15 protein-coding genes and 1 tRNA gene are annotated in these 13,951 nt (G+C 70.2%); 5 read left to right on the forward strand and 11 right to left on the reverse strand.

Annotated features, from left to right (window positions below; all coding sequences use genetic code 11):
- Positions 1 to 31 precede the first annotated feature (31 nt).
- The 7 genes from FHS23_RS12225 to FHS23_RS12255 form a co-directional block, all read right to left on the reverse strand.
- Positions 32 to 448: a nuclear transport factor 2 family protein gene (locus FHS23_RS12225; RefSeq protein WP_183653367.1), complete on the reverse strand. Its 417-nt coding sequence runs from the start codon at positions 446 to 448 to the stop codon at positions 32 to 34.
- A gap of 78 nt (positions 449 to 526) precedes the next feature.
- Positions 527 to 1,390, reverse strand: coding sequence for a nuclear transport factor 2 family protein (locus tag FHS23_RS12230; RefSeq protein ID WP_183653370.1), 864 nt, complete (start codon positions 1,388 to 1,390; stop codon positions 527 to 529).
- A gap of 12 nt (positions 1,391 to 1,402) precedes the next feature.
- Positions 1,403 to 2,521 (reverse strand): NDMA-dependent alcohol dehydrogenase, encoded by a 1,119-nt coding sequence (locus FHS23_RS12235; RefSeq protein ID WP_183653373.1) that lies wholly within the window; start codon positions 2,519 to 2,521, stop codon positions 1,403 to 1,405.
- Between the two features lie 61 nt (positions 2,522 to 2,582).
- Positions 2,583 to 3,038: a nuclear transport factor 2 family protein gene (locus tag FHS23_RS12240; RefSeq protein ID WP_183653376.1), complete on the reverse strand. Its 456-nt coding sequence runs from the start codon at positions 3,036 to 3,038 to the stop codon at positions 2,583 to 2,585.
- A gap of 1 nt (position 3,039) precedes the next feature.
- Entirely contained in the window at positions 3,040 to 3,363 is a 324-nt protein-coding gene (locus FHS23_RS12245) for an EthD family reductase (protein ID WP_183653379.1), read from the reverse strand.
- 19 nt (positions 3,364 to 3,382) lie between these two features.
- Positions 3,383 to 4,999: a flavin-containing monooxygenase gene (locus tag FHS23_RS12250; protein ID WP_183653382.1), complete on the reverse strand. Its 1,617-nt coding sequence runs from the start codon at positions 4,997 to 4,999 to the stop codon at positions 3,383 to 3,385.
- Between the two features lie 108 nt (positions 5,000 to 5,107).
- Positions 5,108 to 6,037 (reverse strand): alpha/beta hydrolase, encoded by a 930-nt coding sequence (locus FHS23_RS12255; RefSeq protein WP_183653385.1) that lies wholly within the window; start codon positions 6,035 to 6,037, stop codon positions 5,108 to 5,110.
- A 328-nt stretch (positions 6,038 to 6,365) separates the two neighbouring features.
- On the opposite strand from FHS23_RS12255, the gene FHS23_RS12260 reads away from it, so the two are divergent.
- The 3 genes from FHS23_RS12260 (at position 6,366) to FHS23_RS12270 (ending at position 9,278) form a co-directional block, all read left to right on the forward strand.
- Positions 6,366 to 7,115, forward strand: a complete 750-nt coding sequence (locus FHS23_RS12260) for a FadR/GntR family transcriptional regulator (protein WP_183653388.1) — start codon at positions 6,366 to 6,368, stop codon at positions 7,113 to 7,115.
- Positions 7,116 to 7,228: 113 nt separating this feature from the next.
- Positions 7,229 to 8,062: an alpha/beta fold hydrolase gene (locus FHS23_RS12265; RefSeq protein ID WP_183653391.1), complete on the forward strand. Its 834-nt coding sequence runs from the start codon at positions 7,229 to 7,231 to the stop codon at positions 8,060 to 8,062.
- Between the two features lie 217 nt (positions 8,063 to 8,279).
- Complete coding sequence (locus FHS23_RS12270; protein WP_183653394.1) at positions 8,280 to 9,278, forward strand: FAD binding domain-containing protein; 999 nt, start codon at positions 8,280 to 8,282, stop codon at positions 9,276 to 9,278.
- A gap of 7 nt (positions 9,279 to 9,285) precedes the next feature.
- On the opposite strand, the gene FHS23_RS12275 is transcribed toward FHS23_RS12270, so the two are convergent.
- Together FHS23_RS12275 and FHS23_RS12280 are read right to left on the reverse strand one after the other, a co-directional pair.
- Positions 9,286 to 11,373, reverse strand: a complete 2,088-nt coding sequence (locus tag FHS23_RS12275) for a xanthine dehydrogenase family protein molybdopterin-binding subunit (protein ID WP_183653397.1) — start codon at positions 11,371 to 11,373, stop codon at positions 9,286 to 9,288.
- On the reverse strand, positions 11,370 to 11,912 hold the full coding sequence (locus FHS23_RS12280) for a 2Fe-2S iron-sulfur cluster-binding protein (RefSeq protein ID WP_183653400.1): 543 nt from the start codon (positions 11,910 to 11,912) through the stop codon (positions 11,370 to 11,372). The genes FHS23_RS12275 and FHS23_RS12280 overlap by 4 nt, the downstream gene beginning before the upstream one ends.
- A gap of 195 nt (positions 11,913 to 12,107) precedes the next feature.
- Between FHS23_RS12280 and FHS23_RS12285 the strand changes: the two genes are divergently transcribed.
- On the forward strand, positions 12,108 to 12,389 hold the full coding sequence (locus FHS23_RS12285; protein WP_183653403.1) for a hypothetical protein: 282 nt from the start codon (positions 12,108 to 12,110) through the stop codon (positions 12,387 to 12,389).
- Here the strand turns inward: FHS23_RS12285 and FHS23_RS12290 are convergent.
- Positions 12,367 to 12,804: a hypothetical protein gene (locus tag FHS23_RS12290; protein ID WP_183653406.1), complete on the reverse strand. Its 438-nt coding sequence runs from the start codon at positions 12,802 to 12,804 to the stop codon at positions 12,367 to 12,369. The two genes, FHS23_RS12285 and FHS23_RS12290, sit on opposite strands and share 23 nt — an antisense overlap.
- A gap of 137 nt (positions 12,805 to 12,941) precedes the next feature.
- Here FHS23_RS12290 and FHS23_RS12295 point away from each other — a divergent pair, with 137 nt between their 5' ends.
- The gene (locus tag FHS23_RS12295) at positions 12,942 to 13,505 is read left to right on the forward strand and encodes a hypothetical protein (protein WP_183653409.1); all 564 of its coding nucleotides are present in this window, start codon (positions 12,942 to 12,944) and stop codon (positions 13,503 to 13,505) included.
- Positions 13,506 to 13,714: 209 nt separating this feature from the next.
- Here the strand turns inward: FHS23_RS12295 and FHS23_RS12300 are convergent.
- Positions 13,715 to 13,787, reverse strand: a tRNA-Asn gene (locus FHS23_RS12300).
- Positions 13,788 to 13,951: the final 164 nt, after the last annotated feature.

Raw genomic sequence — 13,951 nt, forward strand, 5'->3', positions numbered from 1 at the left:
TTCCTCCGATCCGTCCCTGGACGCGGCCACGTCAGTACGGCAGGTCGAGCTGGACGTGCCGCCGGGCGAACCGCCAGGCACCGTTCTCACGGGCGAGCTCGTCCTCGTACCGCGCCGTCGACAGCACGGTCAGCGTCTGGCCTGCGATGGAGATCAGCGTCAGGTACGAGGTCACCGTGGCGGTGTCGTCGGTGAGATCACGTACGACGACGTTGGACACCAGGTGCCGCCGCTGGTCGTCCTGCGACGCGAGCGACTTCTCCATCAGGCCGACGATCTGGTCCCGGCCCTCGAACGGGCCGACCAGGTCGCCGTCGGCGACCCGCATCGACATGACGGCGTCGGCCGTGAAACAGCCGGCCATCGCAGTCATGTCGTTCTCGTCGTAGGCGAAGGTGTACACGCCGAGCAGGTTCTCGATCTCGGTACGTTCGTCGGCGATTCCCATGTCTTCGGGCCTCCTGGTTCTGGTGGGGACACGGAGTTCTCGAGCGGATGCGGGCGCGGACCGGACCGCGCACCTGCGTCAGAGCCCGGCCGGAGTGACCGAGCCCCCGAGCGCGACGACGAGCGGAATCGGGTCGAAGAACTCCGCGAAGCGGGCGATCCGATCGCCGCGCACCGTCACCCTGGCGATGTAGGCGTTGCGATACGGCAGCCCCGTGGTCCGCACCGAGGCGTCCGATGTGTACTCGGCGACGAACTCGCCCGGCACGTCGAGCTCGTTGATCCGGTACGACGCGAAGTTCATGGGCGTCACCAGGTCCGGCAGGCCCGAGTAGAACTCCGCGATCGCCGCGCGGCCCTGCAACGTCGTCGGGATGCCCTCCGGGGCGTACGGGATGTCGAGCACGCCGTCCTCGTGGAACAGGTCCGGAATCGCCGCGACGTCCAGGCTCCCCACCGCGTCGAGATACGACGTGATGAGCCTGCGCCCGATGTCGGTGTCGGCCGCCTGCGGTCCTGCCTCGAATCCCTCCAGCTCCGGCGGGGTGAGTGCGGAGATCACCCGGGAGGAGATCCGCCACCCGGCCGCGGTGCGGACATAGGTGTCCTCGTTGAGCGCGGCGGCCCGGAACTTCGCGCCCGAGGCCGAATGTCCCTCCGAGAACACGTAGTTCGTGCCGTGGGCGGTGTCCGGCCCGTCGAACTCGACGATGTGGTTGGTGATGATGTGGAATTGGTCGGCCACCGAGGCGGCGTCCCGTTCGAAGAAGCCGCGGATCGCCTCCCTGCCCTCGAACCGCTCGAGCCCCACCGGGGTCGCGTCCCACACGGCGTCGTCACTGAAGGCCGACAACGCCTCCGCCGGGTCGAAGCGGTCGAGACCGCGGGCGTACCGGTGGGACAGTTCCATGATCTCGTGCCGCGCGGCGGCCTGCTCGTTCATCGTCGGCCCGGCTCAGTCGTAGACGATGACGCCGCGGATGTTCTTGCCCTCGCGCAGGTCCTGGAAGGCGGTGTTGATGTCCTCCAGGGCGTAGGTGCGCGTGACCAACTCGTCGAGCTTCATCTCGTCGCGCCGATACAGGTCGGCGATCAGCGGGATGTCGTTGCGCGCGTTGGTGGAGCCGTAGAGCGTGCCCTGCAACCGCTTGCCCGACATCGCGAACGTGAACATGTCGAACTGCACGTCGCGCTGCAGGACGGGTGCGGCCGCGGTGAGCACCAACACTCCGCCGCGCCGCGTCATCGCCTGTGCGGGCTCGAGGATGGAGCCGTACGCGACGCCGACGGTGACGATCACCCGGTCGGCGCCCTGGCCGTTCGTCATGTTCTCGACGAGCTGCGCGGCCTCCGCCGCCGTGGCGGCGGTGTGCGTGGCACCGAACTCCGGCGCGCGATCCCGCTTGTAGTCCACCGGGTCGACCGCGATGATGGCCTTCGCGCCGCGGTGCCGGGCGCCCTGGACCGCGTTCATGCCGACGCCGCCGACACCGAAGATCACCACGACGTCGCCGAGCTGCAGGTCGGCCGCGTACATGGTCGATCCCCATCCCGTCGGCACGCCGCATCCGATGAGCGCTGCCTTGTCGAGCGGAATGTCTTTGTCGATCTTCACGAGTGCGTCCGTGGGCACCGTGACGTACGGCGCGAACGTGCCGAGGTACGACATCGCGCCGACGCCCTGGCCGCGGGCGTGGATCCGATGCGTACCGTCGGGCGAGGTGCCGGCGAGCACACCGGCGCCGAGCGCGCACATGTTGGCCTTGCCCGCGACGCACATCGAGCATTTGCCGCACGAGGGCAGGAACGAGCAGACGACGTGGTCGCCGACCTGCAGGTCGGCCACGTGGTCCCCGACCTCGGTGACCACCCCGGCACCCTCGTGGCCGCCGAGGATCGGCGCCCAGTCGAGCGGGATGTCGCCCGTGTCGAGGTGGTCGTCACTGTGGCAGATGCCCGACGCGGCGAGTTTCACCGTCGCCTCGCTCCTCTTCGGCGGGTCGAGTTCGATCTCCTCGACCGACCAGCCCGATTGTGTTCCCGGCTCCCACAGGAGCGCACCCTTGGTTTTCATCGATATCCTTTCGGTCCGGTGTGGAGAGTCGCCGACGACGGCGGCACGGGCCGCCCACGGGTCAGCTCGCGGGGTCCGCGACGGGGACGGCGCGGTGGATGTCGGTCTCGCGCTTGGCGATGCGCCAGCGGCCGTCGACCCGGCGCAGCAGGTCGCGGTAGGTCGCCGCGGTCTGCGCCCAGCCGTCGGCGGTGCCCGCCATCGCCAGCACATCGGTCACGGACGTGGCCGTGCCGCCGACCACGTCGACGTCGATCACCGAGTTGACCGACCAGTGGTGGGATGCGGGCACGGCCTCCCACAGACCGGTGACACCGGTGCGGATCCCGTCGCGACCCTCGAACACCGCATCGGGCCCGGGCGACCACGTCGCATTCTCGGCCCACAGCGAGAGGAACCACGGCAGGTCCCGCTTGTCGAACGCGTGCCCGTAGCCGTGCAGCACCCGCCGGATCTCTTCGAGCGCCTCCACGCGGTCCAGCCGGACGGCGAGGTCGTCGTCGATCGCGGTGCCCATGTCAGGCCCTCCCCGTCGGCTGGACGTCGACGACCTCGTGGAAGTTGACGTCGACGCCCGCTCCGGCGAAGTTGGCCATGTCCGCCTGGGCCGCCTGCCCCTCGGGCGAGGCGAACGCAGCGGCGCAGTCGTCTCGGCCGTCCCACTCCATGACGGCGACGAGAAAGTGCTCCGGCTTCGAACCGTCGAAGGTCGTCGCCGCGCCCCAGCCGTAGGAGCGCAGCCCCGGCAGCTTCGCAGCCAGCACGGCGTGCGTGGACCGGTAGTGCTCGAGGAACTTCTCCGGATCATCCGGGTGGTTGTAGTGCACGGTGATGCGGAACATCGATGTCTCCTCCCGGAGGTCACGCACTCAGTGCGAAGCCCTCGTAGTCGTTGGCCGCGACCTCCTGGCACTTCTGCCAGTACGGGCCGACCCCGCCGAGATAAGCCATGAGCAAACGGGGCTTACCGGGCACGTTCGCCCCCATGTACCAGGAATCGGTCTTCGGATAGAGCGTCATGTCGCCGACCTCGCGCACGTGGTCGGTCCACTCCTTCTCCGCCGTCTCGGTCGCCTCGACGGTCCGCAGCTCGCTGCTCCGCATGTGGTCGACCAGGTCGGTGATCCATTCGACGTGCTGCTCGATGGAGACGATCATGTTCGAGAGCACCGACGGGCTGCCGGGGCCGGTGATCGTGAACAGGTTCGGAAAGCCCGCCGGGTTCAGGCCCAGGTACAGCGCGGGCCCGTCCTGCCACTTCTCCCGGAGCGTCTGGCCGCCCCGGCCGCGGACGTCGATGTTCAGCAGCGCACCCGTCATGGCATCGAAACCGGTGGCCAGCACCAGACTGTCGACCTCGTACTCCCGGTCGCTGGTGCGCACGCCGCTGCCGGTGATCTCGACCAGCGGGGTTTCCTTGAGGTCGACCAGCTGGACGTGGTCGGAGTTGAACGTCTCGTAGTAGCCGGTGTCCAGGCACGGCCGCTTGGTGCCGAAGGCGTAGGTCTTCGGGCACAGCTTCTCGGCCGTCTCCGGGTCGTCGACGATCTCGCGGATCTTCCCGCGCACGAACTCGGCGGCCGTCTCGTTGGCCTCCTCGTCCGCGAGCAGGTCGGTGTAGGCCTGGAGCACACCGGTGAGGTTGCCGCGCCGCCAGCGCTCCTCGTAGTTGTGGTGCCGCTCGTCGGGGTCGACCTCGAGCGCCGACCGGGTGGGCGGTTCGATCGCGACGCCGAACCCGGACTGCCTGCTCTCCTCCCGGATCTCGCGGTATCGCGACTTGATGTCGGCGACCATCCCCTGGTCGATGGGCCCGTTGAACGTCGGCAGGCTGAAGTTCGGCGTCCGCTGGAACACCGTCAGTTCGGTCGCCTGCTTCGCGATGATCGGGATCGCCTGGATACCGGACGAGCCGGTCCCGATGACGGCGACCCGCTTGCCCGTGAAGTCCACACCGGACTCCGGCCAGTCGCACGTGTGGTACCAGTCGCCGCGGAACCGTTCGAGTCCGGGAACCTCCGGCTTCTTCGGCACGGACAGACAACCGACGGCCATGATGCAGTACCGCGCGCCGACCTCGTCACCGGACTCCGTGCGCACGGTCCACAGTGCACTGTCCTCGTCGTAGTGCGCTGCGGTGACCTTCGTGTCGAGCACGACGTCCTTGCGCAGGTCGTGCCGGTCGGCCACGTGGTGGATGTAGGACAGGATCTCGGGCTGGCTCGGGTACTTCTCCGTCCACTCCCACTCCTGTTCGAGCTCGGGGTCGAACGAGTAGGAGTAGTGCATGCTCTCGACGTCGCAACGGGCACCGGGGTACCGGTTCCAGTACCACGTGCCGCCGATGTCGGAGCCCGCTTCGACGACCTTCACGCGCATGCCCAGGTTCCGCAGCTTGTACAGCTGATACAGGCCGGAGAACCCGGCACCCACGATGACGGCGTCCAGCTCGGTCGGCAGTTTCCTGGTAGCAGACATGGAGCGATGTCCTCACATTCGACGGGAAGGCGGACGGAAGAGCAGCGGACAGGCGCCCGCGGGGGCGCTTCGAACCGGATCGGGGAAGTCGCAGGAACGGTCGCGGCGTCAGGCCGCGGCGGACAGGTGGCGGTCGATCTCCGAGGCGATGTAGTCGATCGCCTCCGCACTGCCCGGCAGCACGTTGACCATCGTGAAGAAACCGTGCATCTGGCCGGGGAACCGCCGGTGCCGGACCGGGACGCCCGCCGCCTCGAGCGCCTTCGCGTAGGCCTCGCCCTCGTCCCGCAGGACGTCGTGCTCGGCGGTCACCACGACCGCGGGGGCCTGGCCCGAGAGGTCACCGGCCCTCGCCGGGCAGGCGTCGGGGTTCGCGCGCTGGTCGGCGTCGGCGTAGTGGTCCCAGAACCAGATCATGGCGTCCCGGCTGACCATGAGCTGGTTCTCGGGATCGGCGTAGGAGGAGTTGTCGAAGTCGCAGTCGGTGACCGGGTAGACGAGTACCTGCTGGGAGATCTCCGGTCCGCCGGAGCGGGCCTTCTGGGCGACGATCGCGGCGAGGTTGCCGCCCGCACTGTCGCCCGCAGCGATCAACGGCACCCGTTTGCCCGCGATCTCCTCGAGGTGGGAGTCGACCCAGCGGAGCGAGTCCCACGCGTCGTCGGCCGCCGCCGGATAACGGTGCTCGGGTGCGAGCCGGTAGTCGACGAGCACCACGGCACACCCGGTCTTGTCGGCGAGCTGCCTGCCGAGGGTCTCGAACTCCTCGATCCTGCCGATCACCCAGCCGCCGCCGTGGTAGTAGACGATGACACCGCGCGGCGAGGCGTTCGGTACCAGGATCTGCACGGGAACCGAGCGGCCGGGAAGGTCGATCGAGCGAGTCTCGGCCCGCGCCATGTCCGGCCCGGGGCCGTACATCTCCCGCAGGGCCGCGGTGATGCCGCGGGCCTGCTCCGGATCCATCTCGTGGATCGGCGGCTGCCCGGATTCGGCGAGCTGGGCGAGCAGTGAACTGGTGGCCTCGTCTAGAGCCATGGGGCACCTCTTTGTGCTGCTGGCGAACGTTGGGACCGGCGGACGCGAGGCGAACCTCGTTCGAGGTGAGAGACCTGCGTCACATGCTCAGCAAGTATGCGGTGCCCCCATAATTCATGTCAAGGATTAGCATGGTCTCGGACGCAAAGCGGACAACGCGGAAGTCTGCGACCCAGGGCAGCGTCCCGTCGACCGACACGGAGGACCACCCCGCGGGCGCCAACCGAACGCGAATCATGCTCAGGAAATGACCGGCTGTCGACACGACACCCGGCGCTCGAGCAGGTCCTGCGCAGGGATTCAGGATCATCATCGGTATCGTCACCCCATGGACCAAGACGCGCTGGAACCTCGCCAGCGGCCGTACAAGCGGGGCGACAAGGTCGCGCAGGCCGTGGCACGGAGCATCATGCGGAAGATCCGCGCCGAGGGGCTCGAACCGGGCGCCCACCTGCCCTCGGAAGCGCACATGCTCAAGGAGTACGGCATCGGGCGCGGATCGCTGCGCGAGGCGCTGCGCATCCTCGAGGTCAACGGCCTGATCTGGCTCAAACCCGGGCCGGGCGGTGGGCCGATCGTCAGCGGCGCCCAGCCCGACCACTTCGGACAGATGGCGACGCTGTACCTGCAGGCACAGGGCACCACGTTCCGCGAGCTGATCGAGGCGCGACTCGCGGTCGAACCACTCATGGCACGGCTGGCCGCACAGCGCCAGGACCCGGCGTACATGGACGAGCTACGACGCGTCAGCGGATCGCTCAAGGTCGACGACGATGCCGCCTACCTCGAGTACACGGGCGATTTCCACCGGCTCGTCGCCGAGATGTCCGGCAACGGCATCCTCAGCCTGCTCGGCCAGTCGCTGTCGGACATCTTCCGCGACCGGGTCAGCGGCATCGTGTTCCCCAAGTCGCGACGCAAGGAGGTCTCCGACGCACACGTGGCGATCGCCAAGGCCATCGAGGACGGCGAGCCCGACGCGGCGCACGACCTGATGTACGAGCACATGGCCAAGTACGTCAACTACGTCAAGCGGGGACACCCGACGCTGATCAACGAGGTCGTCGACTGGCGCTGACGGGCACGCCCGCCTCCCGTCGCCGTCCGGCTCGCCGCGCGGCGCCGCTCCGCGCGGGCCGCCCGGCCGTGGTGGGGCCGCCCTCACCGGCGGCACCACCTACGATCACCTCCGTGCCTTACGCCCACGCGGCCGACGGGGTCGCCCTGTACTACGAGGTCCACGGCCCCGACGAGCGCCCACCCGACGCCGGCGGTCCCGAGTCGGAGCACGCCGGCCCGCCCGCGTTACTGCTCATCGCCGGGCAGTCCAACAGCAGGCGCTGGTGGGATCCGGTGCGTGGCGACTTCGAAGGCGCGTTCCGGGTGATCACGATGGACCATCGCGGTATCGGCCACAGCGACAAGCCGGACGACGACTCGTACAGCACTCGCGGATTCGCTGCGGACGCGGTCGCCGTACTCGACGCGGCCGGGGTGCGGCGCGCCCACGTCTACGGCACGTCGATGGGCGGGCGGGTCGCGCAGTGGCTCGCCGTCGACCATCCCGCGCGGGTCGACAGGCTGGTGCTGGGCTGCACCTCGCCCGGCGGGCCGCACGCGGCCGAACGGAGCGCCGGGGTGACCCGCAGCCTCGCCCAGCACGACGCCGCCGCGGTCCGGCGGGCACTGCTCGAGCTGATGTACACCCCGGAGTGGCTCGCCGCGCATCCCGGGCCGTACCGGACCATCGGCGAGCGCGGCACACCGCCGCACGTGCTGCGGCGGCACCGGCTCGCCAGCCACCGGCACGACGCGTGGGACGCGCTGCCGGCCATCACCGCGCCGACCCTCGTCGTGCACGGCGAGGACGACGTGTTCAACCCGGCGGCCAACGCTCCCCTGCTCGCCCACCGCATCCCCGGCGCGGCGCTGCAGCTGATTCCGGGTGCACGGCACGCCTACTTCGAGGAGCGCCGCGACGTCGCGAGTCCGCTCGTGCTCGGCTTCCTCACCGGGGCGACATAGAGCTCCGCGGGGCGCCTCGCACGCCGTCGGTCCGTCGAGGCCTGTCCGACCGCGCGGTCGGCGAGGGCGGTTCCGACCGGGAACTCGGCCGGCGTGCGACACCACCGCCCGGGGTACTCGCCGTTTAGCGCGGTGGCGGGGCGGGAAGGCCGGACAGGCGCGAGGCGCGCAGCCGCCCCGGCGCCGACCAGGGCCGTCACCGGAAAGGAAGACACCCGTGATCCCGTTCGAGTACCGGCGTGCCGACGACGTGTCGGCCGCGGTCGACACCGTGGCGCGGAACCCGACCGCGTCGTTCCTCGGCGGCGGGACGAACCTCGTGGACCATCTCAAGCTCGGCGTGGCCACCCCGGAGCACCTCGTCGACGTGTCTCGCCTGCCACTCGACGACATCGAGCCGGGCCCCGACGGGGGCCTGCGGATCGGCGCCACGGCGCGCAACAGCGACACCGCGGCCGACCCCGACGTCCGCTCGCGTTACCCGGTGCTGGCCGAGGCCCTGCTCTCGGGCGCCTCCGGCCAACTCCGCAATCTCGCCACGGTCGGCGGCAACCTGCTCCAGCGGACACGCTGCGCCTACTTTCAGGACGTGACCACCCCGTGCAACAAGAGGGAACCGGGCACCGGCTGCTCCGCACTCGAGGGATACCAGCGCTACCACGCGATTCTCGGCGCGTCCCGCCACTGCGTGGCCACGCACCCGTCCGACATGGCCGTGGCGATGGTGGCGCTGGACGCGACCGTCCACGTGCAGGGGCCGAACGGATCGCGGAGTCTGCCTGCCGAGGAGCTCCACCGGCTCCCCGGGGACGAGCCGGAACGTGACACGGTGCTCGAGCACGGCGAACTCATCACCGCCGTCGAGCTGCCACCGCTGCCGTTCGCGGCGAATTCGGCCTACCGCAAGGTGCGTGACCGCGCCTCGTACGCCTTCGCTCTGGTGTCGGTCGCCGCCGCGCTCGACGTCGACGACGCCGGCACGGTCCGCGACGTCCGGATCGCGTTCGGCGGCCTCGCGCACAAGCCCTGGCGTGCGCACCGCGCGGAGGCCGCGCTCCGGGGCGGACCCGCCACCGACGACCGCGCCGCCCGCGCCGCCGAGGCCGAGCTCGAGAATGCGGAACCGTTGGCCGGCAACGCCTTCAAGATCCCGATGGCCCGCGGCGCCCTCACCGCGACGCTGCGCAGGCTGAGCCCGCTGCCGACGACGCGGTGACGGCCGACTACGCGGTGAGGAACCGGTCGGCCGTGACCGGCAGTTCCCGCACGCGGACGCCGGTTGCGTGATAGGCGGCGTTGGCGACGGCAGCGGCCGTGCCGACGATCCCGATCTCGCCGATCCCCTTCGTACCCATGGGGTTGACGTGCGGGTCGTGCTCGTCGATCCACTCGGCCTCCACCGACGGGACGTCGGCGTTCGTCGCGACGTGATACTCGGCGAGGTCGTGGTTGACCACCATGCCGAGACGCTCGTCCATCACCCCCTCCTCGTGCAGAGCCATCGACAACCCCATGGTCATCCCGCCGAGGAACTGCGAGCGCGCGAGCCGCGGGTTGACGATCCGGCCCGCCGCGAACACGCCGAGCAGCCGGGGCACCCGAATCTCTCCGGTGTCCGCGCTGACGTGCACCTCGGCGAACTGCGCGCCGAACGCGTGCATGGCGAACCGTTCGGTGTCGGGATTCTCCGGGGCGCTCTCGGTGTGCTCGGAGCCCGCGGGCGGGTCGTCGTCGCCGAACCGCGCGCGGAAACCGTGCGCTGCGGCCACGATCGCCGACCCCCAGTTGGTCGTGCCCGACGATCCTCCCGCCACCGAGGCGAAGGGCAGAGCGGTGTCGCCGACCGTCACGACGACGTCCTCGCGGTCCACACCCAAGGCGTCCGCCGCGATCTGGCCGAGCACCGTCCACGCGCCCGTGCCGATGTCGACAGCGCCGACGCCGACGTGGTACCGCCCGTCCGCCCGCCGTTCGATCCGCGCAGCGGACCCGGGCGCATGGTGCACCGGGTACGTCGACGACGCCACCCCGGTGCCGATCCACCACTCCCCCTGCCGTGTCTGCCGGGGCGCAGCGGGCCTGGCATCCCACCCGAACCGGCGCGCGCCCCCACGCAGGCACTCCGCAAGGTTGCGCGTGGAGTAGGGCTTCCCGGTCTCGGGGTCACGGTCCGGCTCGTTGCGTAGGCGAAGCTCGATCGGGTCCAGACCACACCGCTCGGCCAGCTCGTCCATCGCGACCTCGGGGCCGAACATGCCGGGACACACTCCCGGGGCCCGCATCCACGAGGTCACCGGCACGTCCAACGCGGCCATCCGGTGGGTCGTGCGGCGGTGGGGAGCGGCGTACATCGTGCGCGAGGGAAGGGCGGTCTGCTCGGCGAACGCCTTGACACGGGAGGTCTGCTCCACCACGTCCACCGCGAGTGCATCGATCCGGCCGTCGGTGTCGGCACCCAGTGCGACCCGCTGCACGGTGGGCGTGCGATACCCGGCGAGCGTGAACGTCTGCTGGCGGGTCAGGGCGAGTTTCACCGGCCTGCCCGACATGCGTTTGGCCGCGAGCGCGGCCAGCACGACGTGAGCGTGGGCCGTGCCCTTTGACCCGAACCCACCGCCGACGTACGGCGCGAGGACGCGGATCCGCGACTCGTCCAGGTCGAAGACCTCGGCCACGGCGCTGCGCAACGAATGCACGCCCTGCGTGGAGTCGTAGAGCGTGAGCCCGTCGGCGTCCCACACGGCGACGGTCGTGTGCGGTTCGAGTGGATTGTTGTGATTCCGCGCGGTGCGGTACTCGGCCTCGACCCGCGCGGCGGCCCCGGCCAGCGCGGCGTCGACGTCCCCGTCCTCGGTGTCGGCCTCGTGACTCACCTCTCCCGGCCGGTACAGGTCGGGCCGGTCGCTCGCCAGGGTCACGTCGTGGTCGCGGCGCTCGTAGTCGACGGCCACGAGGTCGGCCGCGTGCCGCGCGGCCTCCGGGGTGTCGGCGACGACGCATCCGATGATCTGGCCGCGGAACGCCACGTCCGGGGCCTGCAGGATCTCGAGCTCGGCGTCCTGGCCCCGGCGCAGCGGCGGAGCGTTGTCCGGGGTCAGCACGGTGTGCACCCCGTCGACCGCGAGCGCTCGTGCGGTGTCGATCCCGCGGACCCTGCCCGCGGCGATCGTGGCCTGGATCGGGTGTGCGTAGGCGGGCCGTTCGACCGGATGTTCGTAAGCGTACGGGGCTTTCCCGGCGACCTTGGCCCTGCCGTCGACGCGTTCCGGAGCCGTGCCGACCGCGGCGACACGTTCGATCGACCGGGTCATCGGTTCGCCACCTCACCGCCGGCACGGCTGCCGTCGTGCTCGGCGACCTCGCGGACGGCCTCCACGATGCCGGCATAGGCGCCGCAGCGGCACAGGTTCCCGCTCATCCGTTCCCGGATCTCCGCCTCGTCGAGCTCCGGCTCGGCGCGGACGTCCTCGGTGACGGCGCTGGCCCAGCCGGCACCGGCCTCGTCGAGCATGCCGGCGGCCGAGCAGATCTGACCGGGGGTGCAGTAGCCGCACTGGAACCCGTCGTGATCGAGGAAAGCCTGGTGCAGCGCCTGGCCACGCTCGTCGGCCGCCAGTCCTGCGCTGGTGGTGACGTGGGCACCGTCGTGGGCGACGGCGAGTGCGAGGCAGGTCGTGGCTCTCCGCCCGTCCAGCAGCACCGTGCACGTCCCGCACTGGCCGTGGTCGCAGCCCTTTTTGGGCGAGAACACGCCGAGTCGGTCCCGCAGGGCGTCCAGCAGTGTCGTGCGCGTGTCCGTGACGAGCCGGTGCTGCTCACCGTCGACGGTGATCGTGATGTCGGCCTCCATGCTCGGAGCACGTACCCGTGTCCCGACCGCCGGAAACGTCCGTGCCCCCGTACGCGCGTGCCCCCGTACGCGGCGGCGACCCCGGGACGAAACACCGCGACGAAGTCCACTTCGGACACCCGTGGGTTTGTCGACGGTGGGGGTGCGGGTACGGCGGGCAACGAAGCCGACCGGACTCGAGGAGGAAGAACCGCGATGACACCCGAGACTCGCACCACGAAGGACCACGACGAGATCCGGCAGTGGGTCGAGTCCAACGACGGTGTGCCCGCATCCGTGCGCGGCACCGAAGACTCCGACGCGGCGGGCGTCCTCCGCTTCGACTTCCCGGGCGGCGCCGGCGAGGACGAACTCGAGCACATCACGTGGGACTCCTGGTTCGACAAGTTCGACAAGGAGGGCCTGGCGCTCGTCTACCAGAAGACCCGTGCCGACGGCGGCGGCAGCACGTTCTTCAAGGTCGTTGCCGACGACTGACATGCCGCCGCCCGCCACCCTGGAGAACCGCGCCGTACAGGATGTGATCGGCCGCGAAGGCGACCCGCTGTCCGACGCTTCCGCCGTGCCGGAAGCGGAGGCCGCTGAGTGGCACGACGAGGAACTCGAACCCGAGCCACAACACCACACCGTAGGCCGGCCCCGCCCCGGGGCGACTCCGCACGCGTTCCGGGATTCTGTCGAACACCACGCCGCCGGTGGCGCCGTAGGCCCAGTGGGCGACCACCACCAGCACGTCCCGGCCGCGGCGTGGCAAGCGCCGCACGGCGGCCGGAGCGTGCTCGTCGGTGATCATCTCCGGGGGTGTCGCCTCCACCAGGCCCGCCCGGACGGTGAGTTCACGCATGCCGCTCATGCACATCGCGGCGACGGCCCCGCGTACCGCCGCGACCATCGGCTGTCCGTCTCCGTGTCGATCCCGCATGTCCCGCGGGCTTGCCCCGACCGGCACCACCGAAACCGGGTCGGGGCCCGGCACCACGGGCACCGGCACCTGCCTTGTCCAAGACCCTGTCCGAAGGGAGCACCGTCATGACCGCGACCGACAGCGCCGCAGTGCTGGAGAACTGGCCCGACGAGTCGAGGGAAGCCGCGGAACTCGTCATCGACACGTACGGCCGACCCCACGAGAGCACACCGACCCTGCTGCGATGGTTCGACGTCGGGCCGTGGAAGCGGACCGAGGCGTCCAAGGAGTTCCACCGGCACCGGTTTCCCGTTCCGCACATCGACTCCGTGGAGTCGTTCCTCGACTACGACGTTCCGGTCGAGAAAGTGGAGACGCTCGCGCGGTTCGACGGAAGCGTCGTCGTCGACCGCACGATCGGGGAACTATCCGCGCGCTGCCACGACGAACAGGCGAACTTCCTGGCACTGAACCTCGCCCACGATCTCGTCACCGGACAGCGCACGGTCGACGGCGCGCGCGAACACTACGCCCGCGAGTTCCTCGACGTTCGGCGAGACAACCCGACTCCGTACATGGACGGGTTGGCGTTCGGGCCGAGCAGCTCCCGTGGCGACCCCGACACCCGCGTACTGTCCGATGAGGACCTCGAACGGGCCCAGCGGGAAGGTGAGGCCGGCGGCTCGTGACGGCCGCACCGCACCGGTGGACCATCCACCCGTGTGCCGCCGCATCCGGGGCGCGGCACCCGGGTGAGCGCCCGGCCGACGAGCCCTGCGCAGTGCTACGCGCCATCGCCGGGGTTCGGGGCCGCTCGGCGACGAGGAGACGTCCTGGCGAGCGAACCTGCGCATCACTCATGAAAACGAAACGCCCAGGCCTATGACCTGGGCGGATGCTCCCCCAGTTGGATTCGAACCAACAACCCTCCGGTTAACAGCCGAATGCTCTGCCGATTGAGCTATGGGGGAATGTTCTGTTGTCGCCGGATCTCTGCCCTCCGACGGATACCAACTATAGACCATGTCGGCGAGGCCGTGACACGGGGGTCCTGACCCCTGGGACCGCACCGAGTTCGCCCAGGTAGCGGACGCTGCACCCGGGTATCGCCCCGCCGATTGTCCGGACGGTGGAC

It is taken from the genome of Prauserella isguenensis (genome assembly GCF_014191605.1).
Taxonomy (GTDB): domain Bacteria; phylum Actinomycetota; class Actinomycetes; order Mycobacteriales; family Pseudonocardiaceae; genus Prauserella; species Prauserella isguenensis.

Coding starts and splice junctions, on each gene's coding strand:
- FHS23_RS12280 (WP_183653400.1), bottom strand. CDS start 11,912: ATGGAGGCCGACATCACGATCACCGTCGACGGTGAGCAGCACCGGCTC.
- FHS23_RS12260 (WP_183653388.1), top strand. CDS start 6,366: ATGGACCAAGACGCGCTGGAACCTCGCCAGCGGCCGTACAAGCGGGGC.
- FHS23_RS12240 (WP_183653376.1), bottom strand. CDS start 3,038: ATGGGCACCGCGATCGACGACGACCTCGCCGTCCGGCTGGACCGCGTG.
- FHS23_RS12250 (WP_183653382.1), bottom strand. CDS start 4,999: ATGTCTGCTACCAGGAAACTGCCGACCGAGCTGGACGCCGTCATCGTG.
- FHS23_RS12225 (WP_183653367.1), bottom strand. CDS start 448: ATGGGAATCGCCGACGAACGTACCGAGATCGAGAACCTGCTCGGCGTG.
- FHS23_RS12230 (WP_183653370.1), bottom strand. CDS start 1,390: ATGAACGAGCAGGCCGCCGCGCGGCACGAGATCATGGAACTGTCCCAC.
- FHS23_RS12285 (WP_183653403.1), top strand. CDS start 12,108: ATGACACCCGAGACTCGCACCACGAAGGACCACGACGAGATCCGGCAG.
- FHS23_RS12295 (WP_183653409.1), top strand. CDS start 12,942: ATGACCGCGACCGACAGCGCCGCAGTGCTGGAGAACTGGCCCGACGAG.
- FHS23_RS12275 (WP_183653397.1), bottom strand. CDS start 11,373: ATGACCCGGTCGATCGAACGTGTCGCCGCGGTCGGCACGGCTCCGGAA.
- FHS23_RS12235 (WP_183653373.1), bottom strand. CDS start 2,521: ATGAAAACCAAGGGTGCGCTCCTGTGGGAGCCGGGAACACAATCGGGC.
- FHS23_RS12290 (WP_183653406.1), bottom strand. CDS start 12,804: ATGGTCGCGGCGGTACGCGGGGCCGTCGCCGCGATGTGCATGAGCGGC.
- FHS23_RS12245 (WP_183653379.1), bottom strand. CDS start 3,363: ATGTTCCGCATCACCGTGCACTACAACCACCCGGATGATCCGGAGAAG.
- FHS23_RS12255 (WP_183653385.1), bottom strand. CDS start 6,037: ATGGCTCTAGACGAGGCCACCAGTTCACTGCTCGCCCAGCTCGCCGAA.